Genomic DNA, 13,295 nt, shown 5'->3' on the forward strand with positions numbered 1-13,295 from the left:
CTTGCCTCTACAGGCTATTGCGGTTCAACCAATTGCGCAGCACGGTGATGCCCTCCGGCATATGCAGGCGGCCGAGACCAACACGCAGGCAATTCTGTGGCACGGGCGTCAGTTCGGAGTGGTAGACGCTCGACGGCAGGAAGAACACGCCGGCCTCCTCGACCGCGCGCCGCGCAAATTCCTCGACGCCTTCCGGTCCCTTGTAGCGAATGAAGGCAACGCAGCCGCCATCCGGCTCCCGCCAATCGAACAGATGCGGAAAATCGGCGAAAAATGTGTTCCACTCGGCGATATTGTTGCGGACGATGGACCGCGTCCGCGCCAAAATCTTGTCGCGGTTCTTCAGGCCGATGCGGGCCAGAACTTCCGAGGGTGCCGAATTGCAGATCGACAGGAAATGCTTGTAGCGTTCGCAACGGATCAGGAAGTCTTGGTCCTTGCAGGCCAGCCAGCCGATCCTCAAGCCCGGAAGCCCATAGGCCTTCGACATGACGTTGAGTGAAATCCCCCGCTCGTAGGCATCGACGGCCTGCGGCAGGCGCAGCGCCTCTTGCCTCTCGATCAGGCGGTAGACTTCATCGCTGAACAGCCAGATGCCATGCTTGCGGCAGATTTCGATCAGCGCATCAAACGTCGCGTGCGGCAGGATTTTGCCGGTCGGGTTGTTCGGGAAATTAATCGAGATCAGCTTGGTGTTCGGCCGGATGGCGGCTTCGATTTGTCCGAGGTCGAGGTTCCAATCATTGTCGATATCCAGCGCCACGCCCGTGACCGCACAGATGCTCAACGGCAGGGTTTCGGCGGCCTGATAATTGGGCGTGATGACGATGGCGTGGTCGTCCGGTGTCAAAAGCACCTTCATCGCCACATAGATCGCTTCCTCGGCGCCGGCAAAGCAGATCAGGTTTTCCGGTTGAACCGTGTCATAGGTTTGTGCAATCTCCTGCCGCAGCACGGGAGCGCCATAGGTCTCCGTATAGCCGAGGCTGAGGGTTTCGAAGTCCGCGCGGTCCTCATCACTGGCCATTGCCAGAAGTTCCGGCAGGCGAATGCTCTCGGCATCCGAGGCCGTCATGTTGTATTTGGCGGTGAACTCCCATTTCGACATGAAAGTTTCGAGCACAAAATCGCGCATCGGCTTGCTCATTGCGGCTCTCCTTGAAGGGCAGCGTCCTGTTTGTGGCGGATCGCGCCAAGGCGGTTGTAGATCGTTGCTCTCGACAGTTTGAGGATCTCGGCGACATAGGGAACGGCCTTGCGAATGGCAAAAACGCCGCGCGTTTCCAGCAACGCGATAAGGCCGTCCATGTCAGCGCCGGTAAGCCCGGAGAGGCTGGTCCTGTGCGTTGTCAGAAATTCCCCGATCACCGCGTTGACCGCCTCTCGCCAATCCTCCGCCATCAACGCCGAGGTCTTCGGCAGGGGCGCGGCAATATCCATCATCGATTTCAGTTGGTCGAAGATGCCGGCAAACGCCTCGATATCGTGGTTGATACAAAGGAGGCCGACCGGCTTTCCATCGGCATCGCGCAGCACGGAAGTGATGGCTTTCAGCCTGCGGCCGTCCCAGTTGGACTTGCCGTAGGGGCCGATCACGTCATCATCAAGGGTCGAGACCAAGCCAGCTTCGTTGAGGGAACTGTCCCCCGGCCGGCGTTTAGAAAACGCATTGGCGATATGAACAATTTCGCCTGTTTCAAGGTCGTGCAGAACCGCTTCCACATGCGGTGAAAACAGCGTGGCGACGGCGTCGCAGACCGGAATAAAAGGTGTGAGCGGGTGAGACATGGCGCCTTATCCGCCCGAATTGACAATTTGTCAATTCTAACAAATTGATTAATTATCGCCCGAACGATGGCTTGTTGACGTTGAGCTGCCGCTGAAAATCCGGATCGCGCTGCGACAACTTCTTGTGCAGATGAACCATCATGCCGGCGGCAAACAGCGGTGTCAGCAAGTTGAGGAGCGGCACGGCCAGAAATGCTGCAAGCACGAGGCCACTGAGGAAAACGGTGCCGGCATGTTTGGCGCGAAAGAGCCGGGCTTCAGCGGGTGAGCGGTAACGCATCGCCGCAAACTCGAAGAACTCCCGGCCCAATAGGTAACCGTTGACCAGAAAGAAGGCGATCAGGTTGATGCCGGGGATCAAAAGCAGGAAAAGCGCGATGATATTGCCGATGATGATGACGCCGAGAAATTTCAACGTGCCGGAAATCGCTTCGCCCAGCGGCAAGGGTCGCCCTGCGGGTTCCTGCGGATAGTCGCGTTTTTCAACGACCTCGGCGACGTCGTCGAGGAAGAAACCGGCGATTAGTGCCGTAACCGGTGCCAGCAGCAATGCCAGACCCAATGCCAGCCCCAAACTCGCGAAGATGCCGACAACGAATGTCAGCCATCCTGCCCAGCCGGGCGTTCCGGGCAGCAAGGCGTCCAGCCACGGCAAGGCGAGATAGATGAACAGTTCACGCAGGGCAAACCACAGCCCGACCAGCGCCAGAAGCGTCAGGCCCAGCACCTTCCAGAAAACCGAGCGCGTTTCCGGCGCAAAAAGATTGGCAAAGGAAAGCCGCGCCGCGTCGAGTATCATCCGGTATCTCCCTTAAAGGCATTCGTGCCGCTGTCTGCGCATGTAGGCGGAGCATGACTTGCGGGCAAGGCCGTGGCGCTTGCGACCTTGAAAAGTCGGCGAAAATCATGTGCGAAGGGCGCTGTTTTCGCTGCCAAAACCGGTGCGGCACCGTTATGATGCCGCTACAAGACAGCTGTGGAGTGTTGAGACGATGGATGGAGTGGACGGAAACGTATCGGTCGCGGGCCTTTCGGTACTGCTGCAGTCCGGCGTGCTCGATCCGGTGGACCTAACAAAGACGTCGCTGGAAAAGATAGCCGGCTACCAGGACCAGGCAATTTTTACGGAATTGCTGGGCGAGCGCGCCTTGGCGGACGCCAAATTGTCCTCGCAACGTCTTCGCTCGAGGCGGTCCCTCGGACTGCTGGATGGCATTCCGGTCGCCTGGAAGGATCTGTTTGATACCAAGGGAGCGGTAACGACCGCAGGCTCCGCTGTGCTGGTCGATGCGGCGCCCGCAGCCGCCGATGCCGCTGTTGTAATGGCGCTTACCGGTGCCGGAATGGTCAGTATAGGGCGCACCAATCTCAGCGAATTCGCCTTTTCCGGCCTCGGCATCAACCCGCACTACGGAACGGCGCACAATCCCGCCTCGCGCGACATGCCGCGCATTCCCGGTGGCTCTTCGGCCGGGTCCGGCGTCGCGGTGGCCGCCGGTCTAGTACCGGTGGCGATCGGCACGGATACCGGCGGCTCGATCCGTATTCCCGCCGCCTTCAACGGCATCGTCGGCTACAAGGCGACGCGCGGCCGATATTCGATGCAGGGTGTCTTCCCGCTGGCAAAGAGCCTCGATTCGCTCGGGCCGCTGTGCCGCACCGTTCAAGATGCGATCTGGATCGACGCCGCCATGCGCGGACGGAGTGCGCCGGATATCGCCAGGACGGACCTGAGCGGCCTGAAGCTTGTCATTCCTGAAACCATCGTTTTCGACGATGCCGAACCGGGTGTCGTGGCCGCGTTTGAAGCTGCGGTTTCAAGGCTGGAAAAGGCCGGTGCCCGGATCAAGCGCCGCGCTTTCCCGATCTTTGCCGAGATTTTCGAGATTGGCGCGCGTCATGGCGCGCTGGTCACTGCCGAAGCGTTCGCGCTTCACAAGGCACGCCTGGAAGGGCCGGCGGCTGCTCGCATGGATCAACGCGTCGTCGCCCGCACCCGGCTGGGTGAAAAGATTATGATGCCCGACTACATCGCCATCATCGATGCTCGCCAGCGGTTGATTGCCGCCTTCGCCGAGAGCTTGGAGCCCGGCGAACTGCTCGTCCATCCGACGGTGCCGCATGTGGCGCCGGCGATTGCTCCGCTGCTCGCCGATGACGACCTGTTTTTCAAGATAAACGGCAGGACGTTGCGTAACACGTCGATCGGCAACTTTCTTGATGGCTGCGGCGTCTCGATCCCATGCAGAACGGGCGAAGCCGGCATGCCGGTCGGGTTTCTGCTGTCCGGCCAGAAAAATCAGGACGAGGCTCTGCTGTCGGCAGCGCTCTCGGCCGAAGCCGTCATTCGTGGTGACGCATGATCGTCTGCTTCGATATTGGCGGATCGGCCATCAAGGGCGCGGTAGCTCACGCGGCGGACCGTATTGAGCCGCTCGGCCGCCGGGTCACGCCGCTGGATGATTTCGGCGCCTTTGTCGATACGCTTCGCGATGTGATCGCGCAAGCCGGCGAAAAGCCGGATCGTATCGCCATATCGATAACCGGCGTCGTCGATCCGGAAACGCAGGCGATCAAATGCGCCAATGTTCCCTGCATCGACGGGCGTAAGCTGGGCGCCGAGCTTTCGGCGTTGCTTGGGCTACCTGTGTTGATTGCCAACGACGCCGATTGTTTTGCGCTGGCTGAGGCCGGTGCCGGTGCCGGGCGCGGGTACCGTATCGTGCTGGGGGCCATTCTCGGAACAGGCGTCGGTGGCGGCCTGGTCGTCGATGGCCGGCTCATCAATGCGGAGGGTGGCTTTGCCGGCGAATGGGGGCATGGCCCGGCAGTGGCTTCAATGGCCGGTACGCCGCCCGTCGCGATCCCGATCTTCGATTGTGGTTGCGGCCAACGCGGCTGCGTCGATACGATCGGCGGCGCCCGTGGCATGGAGCGCCTGCACTTTACGTTGCACGGCAAGGCCCTGGAAAGCCATGAGATCACCGCGCTCTGGCAGAACGGCGATGCCGAAGCCGCCCGGACCATTGATGTGCTTGTCGATCTCATCAGCTCACCGCTGGCGCTGACGGTCAATATCACCGGCGCGACGATCGTCCCGATCGGCGGCGGTCTGTCCAATGTGACGCCGCTGATCGCCGAGATCGACAAGGCCGTACGGGCGCGGATCCTGCGAAAATTCGATCGGCCGCTGGTGGTGCCGGGCGAATGCCGGATCGAACCCGGGCTGATTGGCGCAGCCGTTCTCGGTCTGGCAGGAGAGGCTTAATGACAAATATTCTTCTGGAAGTCTGCGTCGAGGATGCGGCCGGTCTTCAGGCTGCTGTCGATGGCGGCGCCGATCGCATCGAATTGTGCTCGGCTCTGTCCGTCGGCGGGCTGACGCCTTCACCGGGCCTGATGGCGTTGGCGGGCCAAGTAGAAATTCCCGTCTATGCGATGATCCGGCCAAGGCCCGGCGATTTTGTTTTCGATGCCGGCGATATCGCTGTCATGCGCGTCGAAATCGATGCCGCCCGGTCTGCAGGTCTTGCCGGTGTTGTTCTCGGCGCGAGCCGGACTGACGGAAGTTTGGATAGCGAGACTTTGAGGGTGCTGGTAGATCACGCCCAAGGGTTGGGGCTGACATTGCATCGCGCCTTCGATTTGGTGTTGGATTTTGCTGAAGCAGTCGAGATCGCGGTGGACTTGGGTTTCGAGCGTATCCTGACCTCCGGCGGCGCGAAACGGGCCCCTGATGCCGTTGATGCACTGGCTGCCGTTATCGCGGATGCCAAGGATCGCATCTCGATCATGCCCGGCTCCGGCGTGACGCTGGAGACGGTCGGCGGACTGCTGTCCCGTCTTTCCGTGACGGAAGTCCATTCGTCCTGTTCGGTGGAAAAGCCGGCTCAGGATGCCCGGCTGGTGTCGCTCGGCTTTGTTGCGGCCAGTGCCCGGCAAACGGATGAGCAGGCGGTGCGGGCATTGAAGGCGCGGCTGAGCGCCGCGCCCTGAGACGTCACGAGGCTAGGCCTGGAAAACGCGTGTCCCGCCGATCCATGTCGAGGCCATGTCGAGGCCTGCGGTCAGAAGAACGAAATCCGCATCAAGACCGGGCAACAATCTACCCTTGCGGGCGGCGACGCCTGCTGCATCGGCGGGATAGGCCGATGCCATTCGCAGCGCCTCGTCGAGCGGTAGGCCCAACTTTTCATGGGCAAAACGCACGGAAGTCAGCATGTCGATATCGGCGCCGGCCAACGTCCCGTCGGCCAGCGTCAGGCGGCCATCCTTGCGGAAGATCTCGCGGCCGTTCAGGAAGAAGCTGGTCTGGTCGGAGCCGATCGTCGACATCGCATCGGTGACGATGAAAATGCGGCCCGGGCCGTTCTTGGCACGCAACGCAATACCCATCGATGCGGGATCGACATGGAAGCCGTCGGCGATGATACCCGCATGCAGTTTGCCAATATCGAGAGCCGCGCCGACAACGCCGGGCTCGCGATGGCCAAGCGGGCTCATTGCATTGAACAGATGGGTCACTGTGCGCGCGCCGGCCTTGGCGTAATCGGCAATGGTCGCGTAGCCGGCATCGGTGTGGCCGAGGCTGACGATGATGCCTGCTTCGGCGAGCGCCTTCACCTGCGCTGTCGTGGTGTTTTCCGGTGCGACCGTCACCATCATGGCATCGAAAACCCCGGCGCAGGCGAGCATGGCGTCGAGATCCGCCTGGTCCATTGGCCTGATCAGCGCCGGGTCATGCGCGCCCTTGCGGGCAACGGAAAGATGCGGCCCCTCCAGATGAAGCCCGAGGAATCCGGGTACATTTTCCGCCTTGGCCTGTCTGCCGCCGGCAATAGTCCGCGTGCGGATTTCGAACGTGTCGGTGATCAGCGTCGGGAGCAGCGCGGTGGTGCCGAACTTTGCATGCGCCGCGCAAATGGTGCGGATAGCGTCAACGTCCTGACGGTCGTTCAGCATCACGCCGCCGCCGCCATTGACCTGCAGGTCGATGAAGCCGGGTACGAGCAACTGACCGTCGGCTGAGATCGTATCTGTGCCGGCAGGCAGATCGCTCTGCGGCAGGATGCCGGTGACCACTCCGCCATCGAGCAGCAGCGCCTGGCCATCATGCCAGAACAGGCCGTCGAAAATCCGGGCACCCGTGATGGCTGTCTGTGCGGTCATCGCGTTTCCGTAACCTTCTTGAGAGCGACGGGCGCATCCGGATTGAGGCCGCGCGAACGCGACCAGGATTCGACGAAGCCGTAGAACGGGATGATCAAGGCCAGCGCATCGGTGATCGGATGTCCGGTGGCGATGAACGGAAGCGTCTTGGATGCTTTGGCTTGCGAAGATGTGACGAAGGCCAGGGCACCCTTGGCGCTCAACCCGTCCAGAATACCGGCGACGGAGCCTTCCGCAGCGTCGCGCGCGGCAAGGCCGATCACCGGAAAACGTTTTTCGACCAGAGCGACCGGTCCATGCAGCACTTCCGCTGCCGAATAGGCCTCGGCGTGCATGCCCGACGTTTCCTTGAACTTCAGCGCTGCCTCGCTGGCAATGGCCAGCGCCGGGCCGCGGCCAAGCACGAACAGGGATTCCGCATCACCCAGTTCGTCAGCCAGCGGCTGCCAGTCGAGCTTCACGGCTTTTGCAAACTGGTTGGGCAGATCGGCAACCGCGCGCTGCAGGGCAGCATCCGCAGTCCATTCGCCAAGAATGGCAAGGCCGGCAACGATCGAATTGACATAGGACTTGGTTGCGGCCACAGCGATTTCCGGACCGGCGAGAATGTCGAGCGGATGCGTGCTGGCTTCCGAGATCGGCGAGGGCAGGGTGTTGGTGAGCGCGATCGTTACGGCACCTGCCTTGGTCGCGGCCTCAGCCATCGCGACGATGTCCGGGCTTTTTCCGGATTGCGAGATGGCAATCGATGCGGCGCCCTGAAGCTGCATTTTCGCGCCATAGATCGAGGCAAGCGACGGGCCGAGCGAGGCAACGGGCCGTCCTGTCGAAAGCTCGATCGCATATTTCAGGAACAATGCGGCGTGGTCGGACGAGCCACGGGCAATCGTCACGAAAAACGCCGGGTCTTTCGCACGCAGTGCTGCGCCGGTTTCTTTGACCGCTGCCTTGGATTGTTCAAGAAGGCGCGCTGCCGCCTCCGGGATTTCGTTGATTTCGCGCCGCATGTTGGTTTGCATGGTCATGTCTTTCTTATCTGGGCCGCCCTCAGGAATCCGACAAAGTCAGTTCAGCGACGAAATCATAGGCATCGCCCCGATAGAGCGAGCGGGTGAATTCCACCACGCGGCCGGAAGCGAGGTAGGAGATGCGTTCGATCGACAGGCTGGCGGAACCGGCCGGCACGCCAAGCATTGCCGCATCCGGATCCTTCAGGCTGCAGGCGGAAATGCGCTGCACGGCGCGCACGGGCCGCGATTTGGTCTTGTCGAGTTCGGCATAGAGCGAGGTGCCGACCCGGATGGGATCCGGCAGGAACTCCGCGGAAACACTGGCCCGCTCGATCGCCAGCGGCATGTCGTCGGCGATGCGCAGCCGGCCGAGCCTTGCGACCAGCGCATCGGCTGGCAGGCCCAGCGCCATCATTTCATCTGGTGACGGATGATAGAGCCCGCGCTCGATCCATTGCGCCGTTGTGACCAAACCCCGTCGCGACATGTCCTCGGTAAACGAGGTCAGCCGCGACAGCGATTGCTGAACGCGGCTCACCGGCTTGACGACAAAGGTTCCGGAGCCATGGCGGCGCACCAGCAGACCGTCCTTGACCAGATCATCGACGGCCTTGCGCACCGTTACGCGGCTGATGCTGGCATAGTCGGCCAGATCCCGCTCCGGCGGCAGGGCGTCGCCATGATTGAGCTTGCCCGACAGGATAGCGTCTTCCAGCGATTGCCGTAGCTTGAGATAGAGTGGACCGGAGCCTCCGGCCTGCAGGCCGTCCAGCGGCAATATCGCCTCGAGATGCTGGGTCATGCCCTGGCCCCTGCGCCAAAGCGCTTGGCTGCTAAAGCAACCGAGCCGGTTAGGGCGTCTGCCTCCGGTTCCATGAACAGGGGCTGATGCCGCTCTGCAAGCCATGGACGGTAGATCGGCGCCAACCCACCCAGCAGGCAGATCTTGCGGCTGCCCTGCGCCACGACGGCGTCTAGCGCTTCGTCGATGGTTTGTGCATTGCTGCGCAGCAAAGCGATCGCCACCGGATCGTTCTGGCCTGCGAACTCGAAAACCTTGGGCGCAAAGCGGCCGAATTCGCCGGGCCGTGCGGCGCGCGCAAATTCCACGGCCTCGCGAGGGTCGTTGTTGAACTCCGCCATGACGGCATCCGTCAGCGGCGACGATGGGTGAATCCGGTCAAAGGCCAGCACGCTTTCCTGCAGAAGCGCGTGGCCAAGCCGGGCGCCGCTGCCGAGATCGCCGATCTGAAAACCCCATCCGCCGATGTAGCGGACCTGGTCGCCCTGGCGGGAGATATAGATGGAACCGGTGCCGAGGATTGCCACCGCGCCGTCGCTGTCGCCGAGAGCACCCTGCAGCGCTATCAGTCCATCGGATTCGATGTCGGCCTTGGCGAAGGGCAGGCGTTCTTTCACATAATGCACGGCATCTCCGACATTGCTGCCGGCAACGCCGACTAGGGCGCAAGCCGAGGCGATTTCGGAGGGAGCGATGTTTGCTTCCTCGAATGCAGCCGTGGCGGCACCGACAATGTGGATCAGGGCGTTGTCGGGATCGGTCAGGATGTTGGCTGCGCCGCTTTTGCCGCGGCCGAGGATACGCCCATCGGCGCCCGCTACAGCCGCGCGGCAGCTCGTGCCTCCGCCGTCGATTCCTAAAATATACTGTGGCATGGATACCTCCGACAAAAATGATACCAAAAAAATACCATTTACCAAGAGGATTTTGGTCTCTAATTGGATTTATCGATTAACAATATGAAATATATAAATTATTTTAGAAATCGAAAACTTTCTTCCGCTGGAAGTTAATTTTTCCTAGACAATTGGTATTTTTTTGGCATTAATTTGCGCAGAGGGAGATTGAGCGTATGCCGTCAGTGAAAACCGAGGAGCGTCACGACAAGGCGATGGGACTGGATGTGATGCATCCGGCGCTTGCACTTCGTTTGCTTGCGTCCGGCCAGCAGGCCGCGGCTAAGGTTGTTGATCCTGCTGTCGAGTCCATTGCGGCTGCCGCGCAGATCGCTGCCGAAGCATTGGCCAGTGGCGGACGGCTGGCTTACGCCGGTGCCGGCAGCTCCGGCCTGATGGCCATGACCGATGCGCTGGAATTGCCCGGTACTTATGGAATCGCGCTCGACAAGGTCGTGGTGCTTCTCGCTGGCGGTGCCGCGAGCCTCACGGATCTTGCCGGCGGCTATGAAGACGATATGGAGCTGGCGCGCAAGGATGTGCGCGATGCTGGTATCGGTGCCGGCGATTGTCTGATTTCCGTATCGGCAAGCGGCTCGACGCCTTATGCGCTAGCGGCGGCTGACGAGGCAAAGGCGCGCGGCGCGCGGGTTATCGCCATGGCGAACAATCCCGGTGCTGTGCTCTTCCAGAATGCGGAAGTCGCCATTCTGCTGCAGACCCCTCCCGAGGTTATTTCCGGATCGACCCGCATGGGTGCAGCCACCGCGCAGAAGATCGCCTTCAACATGTTTTCGACCCTTGTCGGCATTCATCTCGGTCATGTCTACGACGGACATATGGTCAATCTGAAGGCTGACAATGCGAAACTGCGCGGCCGTGCCATTCGCATTGTTTCCGATATTGCCGGTATCGGCGCCACGGAAGCCGGCCGCTATCTGACGGCATCATCAGGCTCGGTAAAGATCGCCATTCTTCTTGCTGCTGGGGCAAAGGATGTGCTGGCTGCAGAAGCAGCGCTTACCGAAGCTGGTCAAAACTTGCGCCGCGCCTTGTCTGTTGTCGCGGCACATTGAGTCCAAGGGTTTTAAAACCGCGCCAAAAATGGCGCACAATGAGGGAGAACGTAATGACCCGCACTACCTTGAAAGGCCTGCTGCTTGCATCCAGCATCCTCGGCTCCGCCGGGCTGGCGCATGCCGAAGACGTCACACTGACGATCGAAAGCTGGCGCAACGACGACCTGACCATCTGGCAGGAAAAGCTGATCCCGGCGTTCGAAGCCAAGAACCCGGGCATCAAGGTCGTCTTCGCACCGACCGCGCCGACCGAGTATAACGCAGCGCTGAATGCCAAGCTCGATGCCGGTTCGGCTGGTGACCTCGTCACATGCCGTCCGTTCGACGCCTCGCTCGAACTTTACAACAAGAAGCATTTGGCTGACCTGACCGGTCTCGCCGGCATGGAGAACTTCTCGCCGGTCGCCAAGTCCGCCTGGACGACGGACGATGGCTCGGCCGCTTTCTGCGTACCGATGGCCTCGGTTATCCATGGCTTCATCTACAACAAGGATGCCTTCGACAAGCTCGGCATCGCCATCCCAACGACGGAAGCCGAATTCTTCGCAGCCCTCGACAAGATCAAGGCTGACGGCACCTACATCCCGCTCGCCATGGGCACGAAGGATCTCTGGGAAGCCGCCACCATGGGCTACCAGAACATCGGCCCGACCTACTGGAAGGGTGAAGAAGGCCGCGCCGCTCTGATCAAGGGCGAGCAGAAGCTGACTGACGCCGATTGGGTCGAGCCTTACAAGGTTCTTGCCAAGTGGAAGGATTACCTCGGCGACGGTTTCGAAGCCCAGACCTATCCGGACAGCCAGAACCTGTTCACGCTCGGCCGCGCCGCCATCTACCCGGCCGGCTCGTGGGAAATCGGCCTGTTCAACACGCAGGCTCAGTTCAAGATGGGCGCGTTCCCGCCGCCGGTTAAGGCTGCAGGCGATGCTTGCTACATCTCCGACCACAACGACATCGGCGTTGGCCTGAATGCCAAGAGCGCACACCCGGAAGAAGCCAAGAAGCTTCTCACCTGGATCGCTTCTCCGGAATTCGCCGACATCTATGCCAACTCGCTGCCAGGCTTCTTCAGCCTGAACTCGACGCCGGTAAAGATGGCCGATCCGCTCGCGCAGGAATTCGTCTCCTGGCGCGAAAAGTGCAAGCCGACCATCCGCTCGACCTACCAGATCCTGTCGCGTGGCACTCCGAACCTCGAGAACGAGACCTGGGTTGAATCGGCCAACGTCATCAACGGCACCGATACGCCGGAAGTTGCCGCCGAAAAGCTGCAGAAGGGCCTCGACAGCTGGTACAAGCCTGCCAAGTAACGAATTTACCCTCCCCTTGAGGGGGAGGGTCGGCACGTAGTGCCGGGGTGGGGTGAACTTTTGCTTCGGCAATGGATCACCCCCACCCGCGCGTTCCGCGCGACCTCCCCCCTCAAGGGGAGGTATGCAGACGCCGGCGCATTGAGCGCAAAATCGTGTAATCTGAAATCACATCCAGCCAGCGCCTTCGGGCTTGCTGGTGATGGCATGCGCGGCGGGGACCGGCAGCGCAGGCCTTGCCGCATATCGCGGCGATCGACGAAAAACGGGTCGGAGCGGCAGAAGCCATGAGCAGCGCCATATCGTCTGAGGACAGCATGCAAATTTCGGCGCGGCCGAGACGCTGGCATATCCTTGTTTTCCTGTTGCCAGCCTTCATCGTCTATTCAGCTGTGATGATCCTGCCGCTGATCGAAACGCTGCGCCTGTCGCTGTTCAATACGGTCGACGGCCAATCCACCTTTGTCGGACTTGCCAACTTTCAGGTCCTGTTCGGAGACGAGCGCTGGGCCGCCGATTTCTGGCGGGCGCTGAAGAACAATTTCATCTTCTTCGCAATCCACATGCTAGTGCAAAATCCGCTTGGCATTTTGCTCGCCGCCATGCTGTCGATCCCCAAGCTCCGGCTCGCGACTTTCTATCGGACGGCGATTTTCATGCCGACGATCCTGTCCTTCGTCATCGTCGGTTTCATCTGGAAACTGATCCTGTCGCCGATCTGGGGCATTACGCCGTTCTTCATGGACCTCGTCGGTCTAAAGGCTTTCTTCGGACCTTGGCTCGGCAAGCCGGGCTCGGCGTTGATCACGGTCTCCTTGATCTCCGTCTGGCAGAATGTCGGCATTCCGATGATGCTCATCTATGCCGCCCTTCTCAGCATCCCGGACGAGGTGATCGAAGCTGCCGAATGCGATGGGATCACGGGCTGGAGCCAGTTCTGGAAGATCAAGCTGCCCTTGATCCTGCCCGCGATCGGTATGGTCTCGATCCTGACCTTCGTCGGTAACTTCAACGCCTTCGACCTGATCTACACGGTGCAGGGCGCGCTTGCCGGGCCGGATGGAGCGACAGACATCCTTGGAACTCTGCTCTACCGCACCTTCTTTGGCTTCCAGCTGCAGCTGGGTGACCGTTCGATGGGCGCGACGATCGCCACCGTCATGTTCCTGATCATCCTTGCCGGCGTCTCGCTCTATCTCTTCGGCATCCAGCGGCGCGTTCGCCGCTACCAGTTTTAAGGG

General features: G+C 60.9%; 13 protein-coding genes. 6 read left to right on the forward strand and 7 right to left on the reverse strand.

The genetic code is table 11. From position 1 onward, the window contains the following. Positions 1 to 7: 7 nt before the first annotated feature. The 3 genes from ACP7E6_RS16280 to ACP7E6_RS16290 are packed head-to-tail and all read right to left on the reverse strand — an operon-like array spanning position 8 to position 2,587. Entirely contained in the window at positions 8 to 1,147 is a 1,140-nt protein-coding gene (locus ACP7E6_RS16280) for an aminotransferase class I/II-fold pyridoxal phosphate-dependent enzyme (protein WP_426230803.1), read from the reverse strand. Then, on the reverse strand, positions 1,144 to 1,788 hold the full coding sequence (locus ACP7E6_RS16285; RefSeq protein WP_426230804.1) for a helix-turn-helix transcriptional regulator: 645 nt from the start codon (positions 1,786 to 1,788) through the stop codon (positions 1,144 to 1,146). Before ACP7E6_RS16285 ends, ACP7E6_RS16280 begins: the two co-directional genes overlap by 4 nt. Positions 1,789 to 1,840: 52 nt before the next feature. Then, a complete protein-coding gene (locus tag ACP7E6_RS16290) occupies positions 1,841 to 2,587 on the reverse strand; it encodes a sulfate transporter family protein (protein ID WP_426230805.1) in 747 nt (248 codons plus the stop codon). A 193-nt stretch (positions 2,588 to 2,780) separates the two neighbouring features. Between ACP7E6_RS16290 and ACP7E6_RS16295 the strand changes: the two genes are divergently transcribed. Genes ACP7E6_RS16295 through ACP7E6_RS16305 form a run of 3 tightly spaced genes read left to right on the forward strand, consistent with a single transcriptional unit; the run spans position 2,781 to position 5,784 of the window. Then, positions 2,781 to 4,151 carry an amidase gene (locus ACP7E6_RS16295; protein WP_426230806.1) on the forward strand — a complete coding sequence of 457 codons (1,371 nt, stop codon included), beginning with the start codon at positions 2,781 to 2,783 and terminating at the stop codon, positions 4,149 to 4,151. Then, positions 4,148 to 5,056 (forward strand): ROK family protein, encoded by a 909-nt coding sequence (locus ACP7E6_RS16300; RefSeq protein WP_426230807.1) that lies wholly within the window; start codon positions 4,148 to 4,150, stop codon positions 5,054 to 5,056. The genes ACP7E6_RS16295 and ACP7E6_RS16300 overlap by 4 nt, the downstream gene beginning before the upstream one ends. Next, positions 5,056 to 5,784, forward strand: a complete 729-nt coding sequence (locus ACP7E6_RS16305; protein WP_426230808.1) for a copper homeostasis protein CutC — start codon at positions 5,056 to 5,058, stop codon at positions 5,782 to 5,784. The genes ACP7E6_RS16300 and ACP7E6_RS16305 overlap by 1 nt, the downstream gene beginning before the upstream one ends. 12 nt (positions 5,785 to 5,796) lie before the next feature. On the opposite strand, the gene nagA is transcribed toward ACP7E6_RS16305, so the two are convergent. Genes nagA through ACP7E6_RS16325 form a run of 4 tightly spaced genes read right to left on the reverse strand, consistent with a single transcriptional unit; the run spans position 5,797 to position 9,644 of the window. After that, positions 5,797 to 6,957 carry an N-acetylglucosamine-6-phosphate deacetylase gene (nagA, locus tag ACP7E6_RS16310; protein WP_426230809.1) on the reverse strand — a complete coding sequence of 387 codons (1,161 nt, stop codon included), beginning with the start codon at positions 6,955 to 6,957 and terminating at the stop codon, positions 5,797 to 5,799. Further along, positions 6,954 to 7,976 (reverse strand): SIS domain-containing protein, encoded by a 1,023-nt coding sequence (locus tag ACP7E6_RS16315; RefSeq protein ID WP_426231175.1) that lies wholly within the window; start codon positions 7,974 to 7,976, stop codon positions 6,954 to 6,956. Before ACP7E6_RS16315 ends, nagA begins: the two co-directional genes overlap by 4 nt. Before the next feature lie 28 nt (positions 7,977 to 8,004). Further along, entirely contained in the window at positions 8,005 to 8,769 is a 765-nt protein-coding gene (locus ACP7E6_RS16320; RefSeq protein WP_113245560.1) for a GntR family transcriptional regulator, read from the reverse strand. Beyond that, entirely contained in the window at positions 8,766 to 9,644 is an 879-nt protein-coding gene (locus ACP7E6_RS16325) for a BadF/BadG/BcrA/BcrD ATPase family protein (RefSeq protein WP_426230810.1), read from the reverse strand. The genes ACP7E6_RS16320 and ACP7E6_RS16325 overlap by 4 nt, the downstream gene beginning before the upstream one ends. A gap of 197 nt (positions 9,645 to 9,841) precedes the next feature. On the opposite strand from ACP7E6_RS16325, the gene ACP7E6_RS16330 reads away from it, so the two are divergent. The 3 genes from ACP7E6_RS16330 (at position 9,842) to ACP7E6_RS16340 (ending at position 13,292) form a co-directional block, all read left to right on the forward strand. Continuing rightward, positions 9,842 to 10,741 carry an N-acetylmuramic acid 6-phosphate etherase gene (locus ACP7E6_RS16330; RefSeq protein WP_426230811.1) on the forward strand — a complete coding sequence of 300 codons (900 nt, stop codon included), beginning with the start codon at positions 9,842 to 9,844 and terminating at the stop codon, positions 10,739 to 10,741. A 53-nt stretch (positions 10,742 to 10,794) separates the two neighbouring features. Further along, on the forward strand, positions 10,795 to 12,054 hold the full coding sequence (locus tag ACP7E6_RS16335) for an ABC transporter substrate-binding protein (RefSeq protein WP_426230812.1): 1,260 nt from the start codon (positions 10,795 to 10,797) through the stop codon (positions 12,052 to 12,054). Positions 12,055 to 12,341: 287 nt separating this feature from the next. Next, positions 12,342 to 13,292 carry a carbohydrate ABC transporter permease gene (locus ACP7E6_RS16340; protein WP_426230813.1) on the forward strand — a complete coding sequence of 317 codons (951 nt, stop codon included), beginning with the start codon at positions 12,342 to 12,344 and terminating at the stop codon, positions 13,290 to 13,292. The last annotated feature ends 3 nt before the right edge of the window (positions 13,293 to 13,295 follow it).

This window comes from Pararhizobium sp. DWP3-4, from assembly GCF_049898205.1.
Classification (GTDB): domain Bacteria; phylum Pseudomonadota; class Alphaproteobacteria; order Rhizobiales; family Rhizobiaceae; genus Pararhizobium.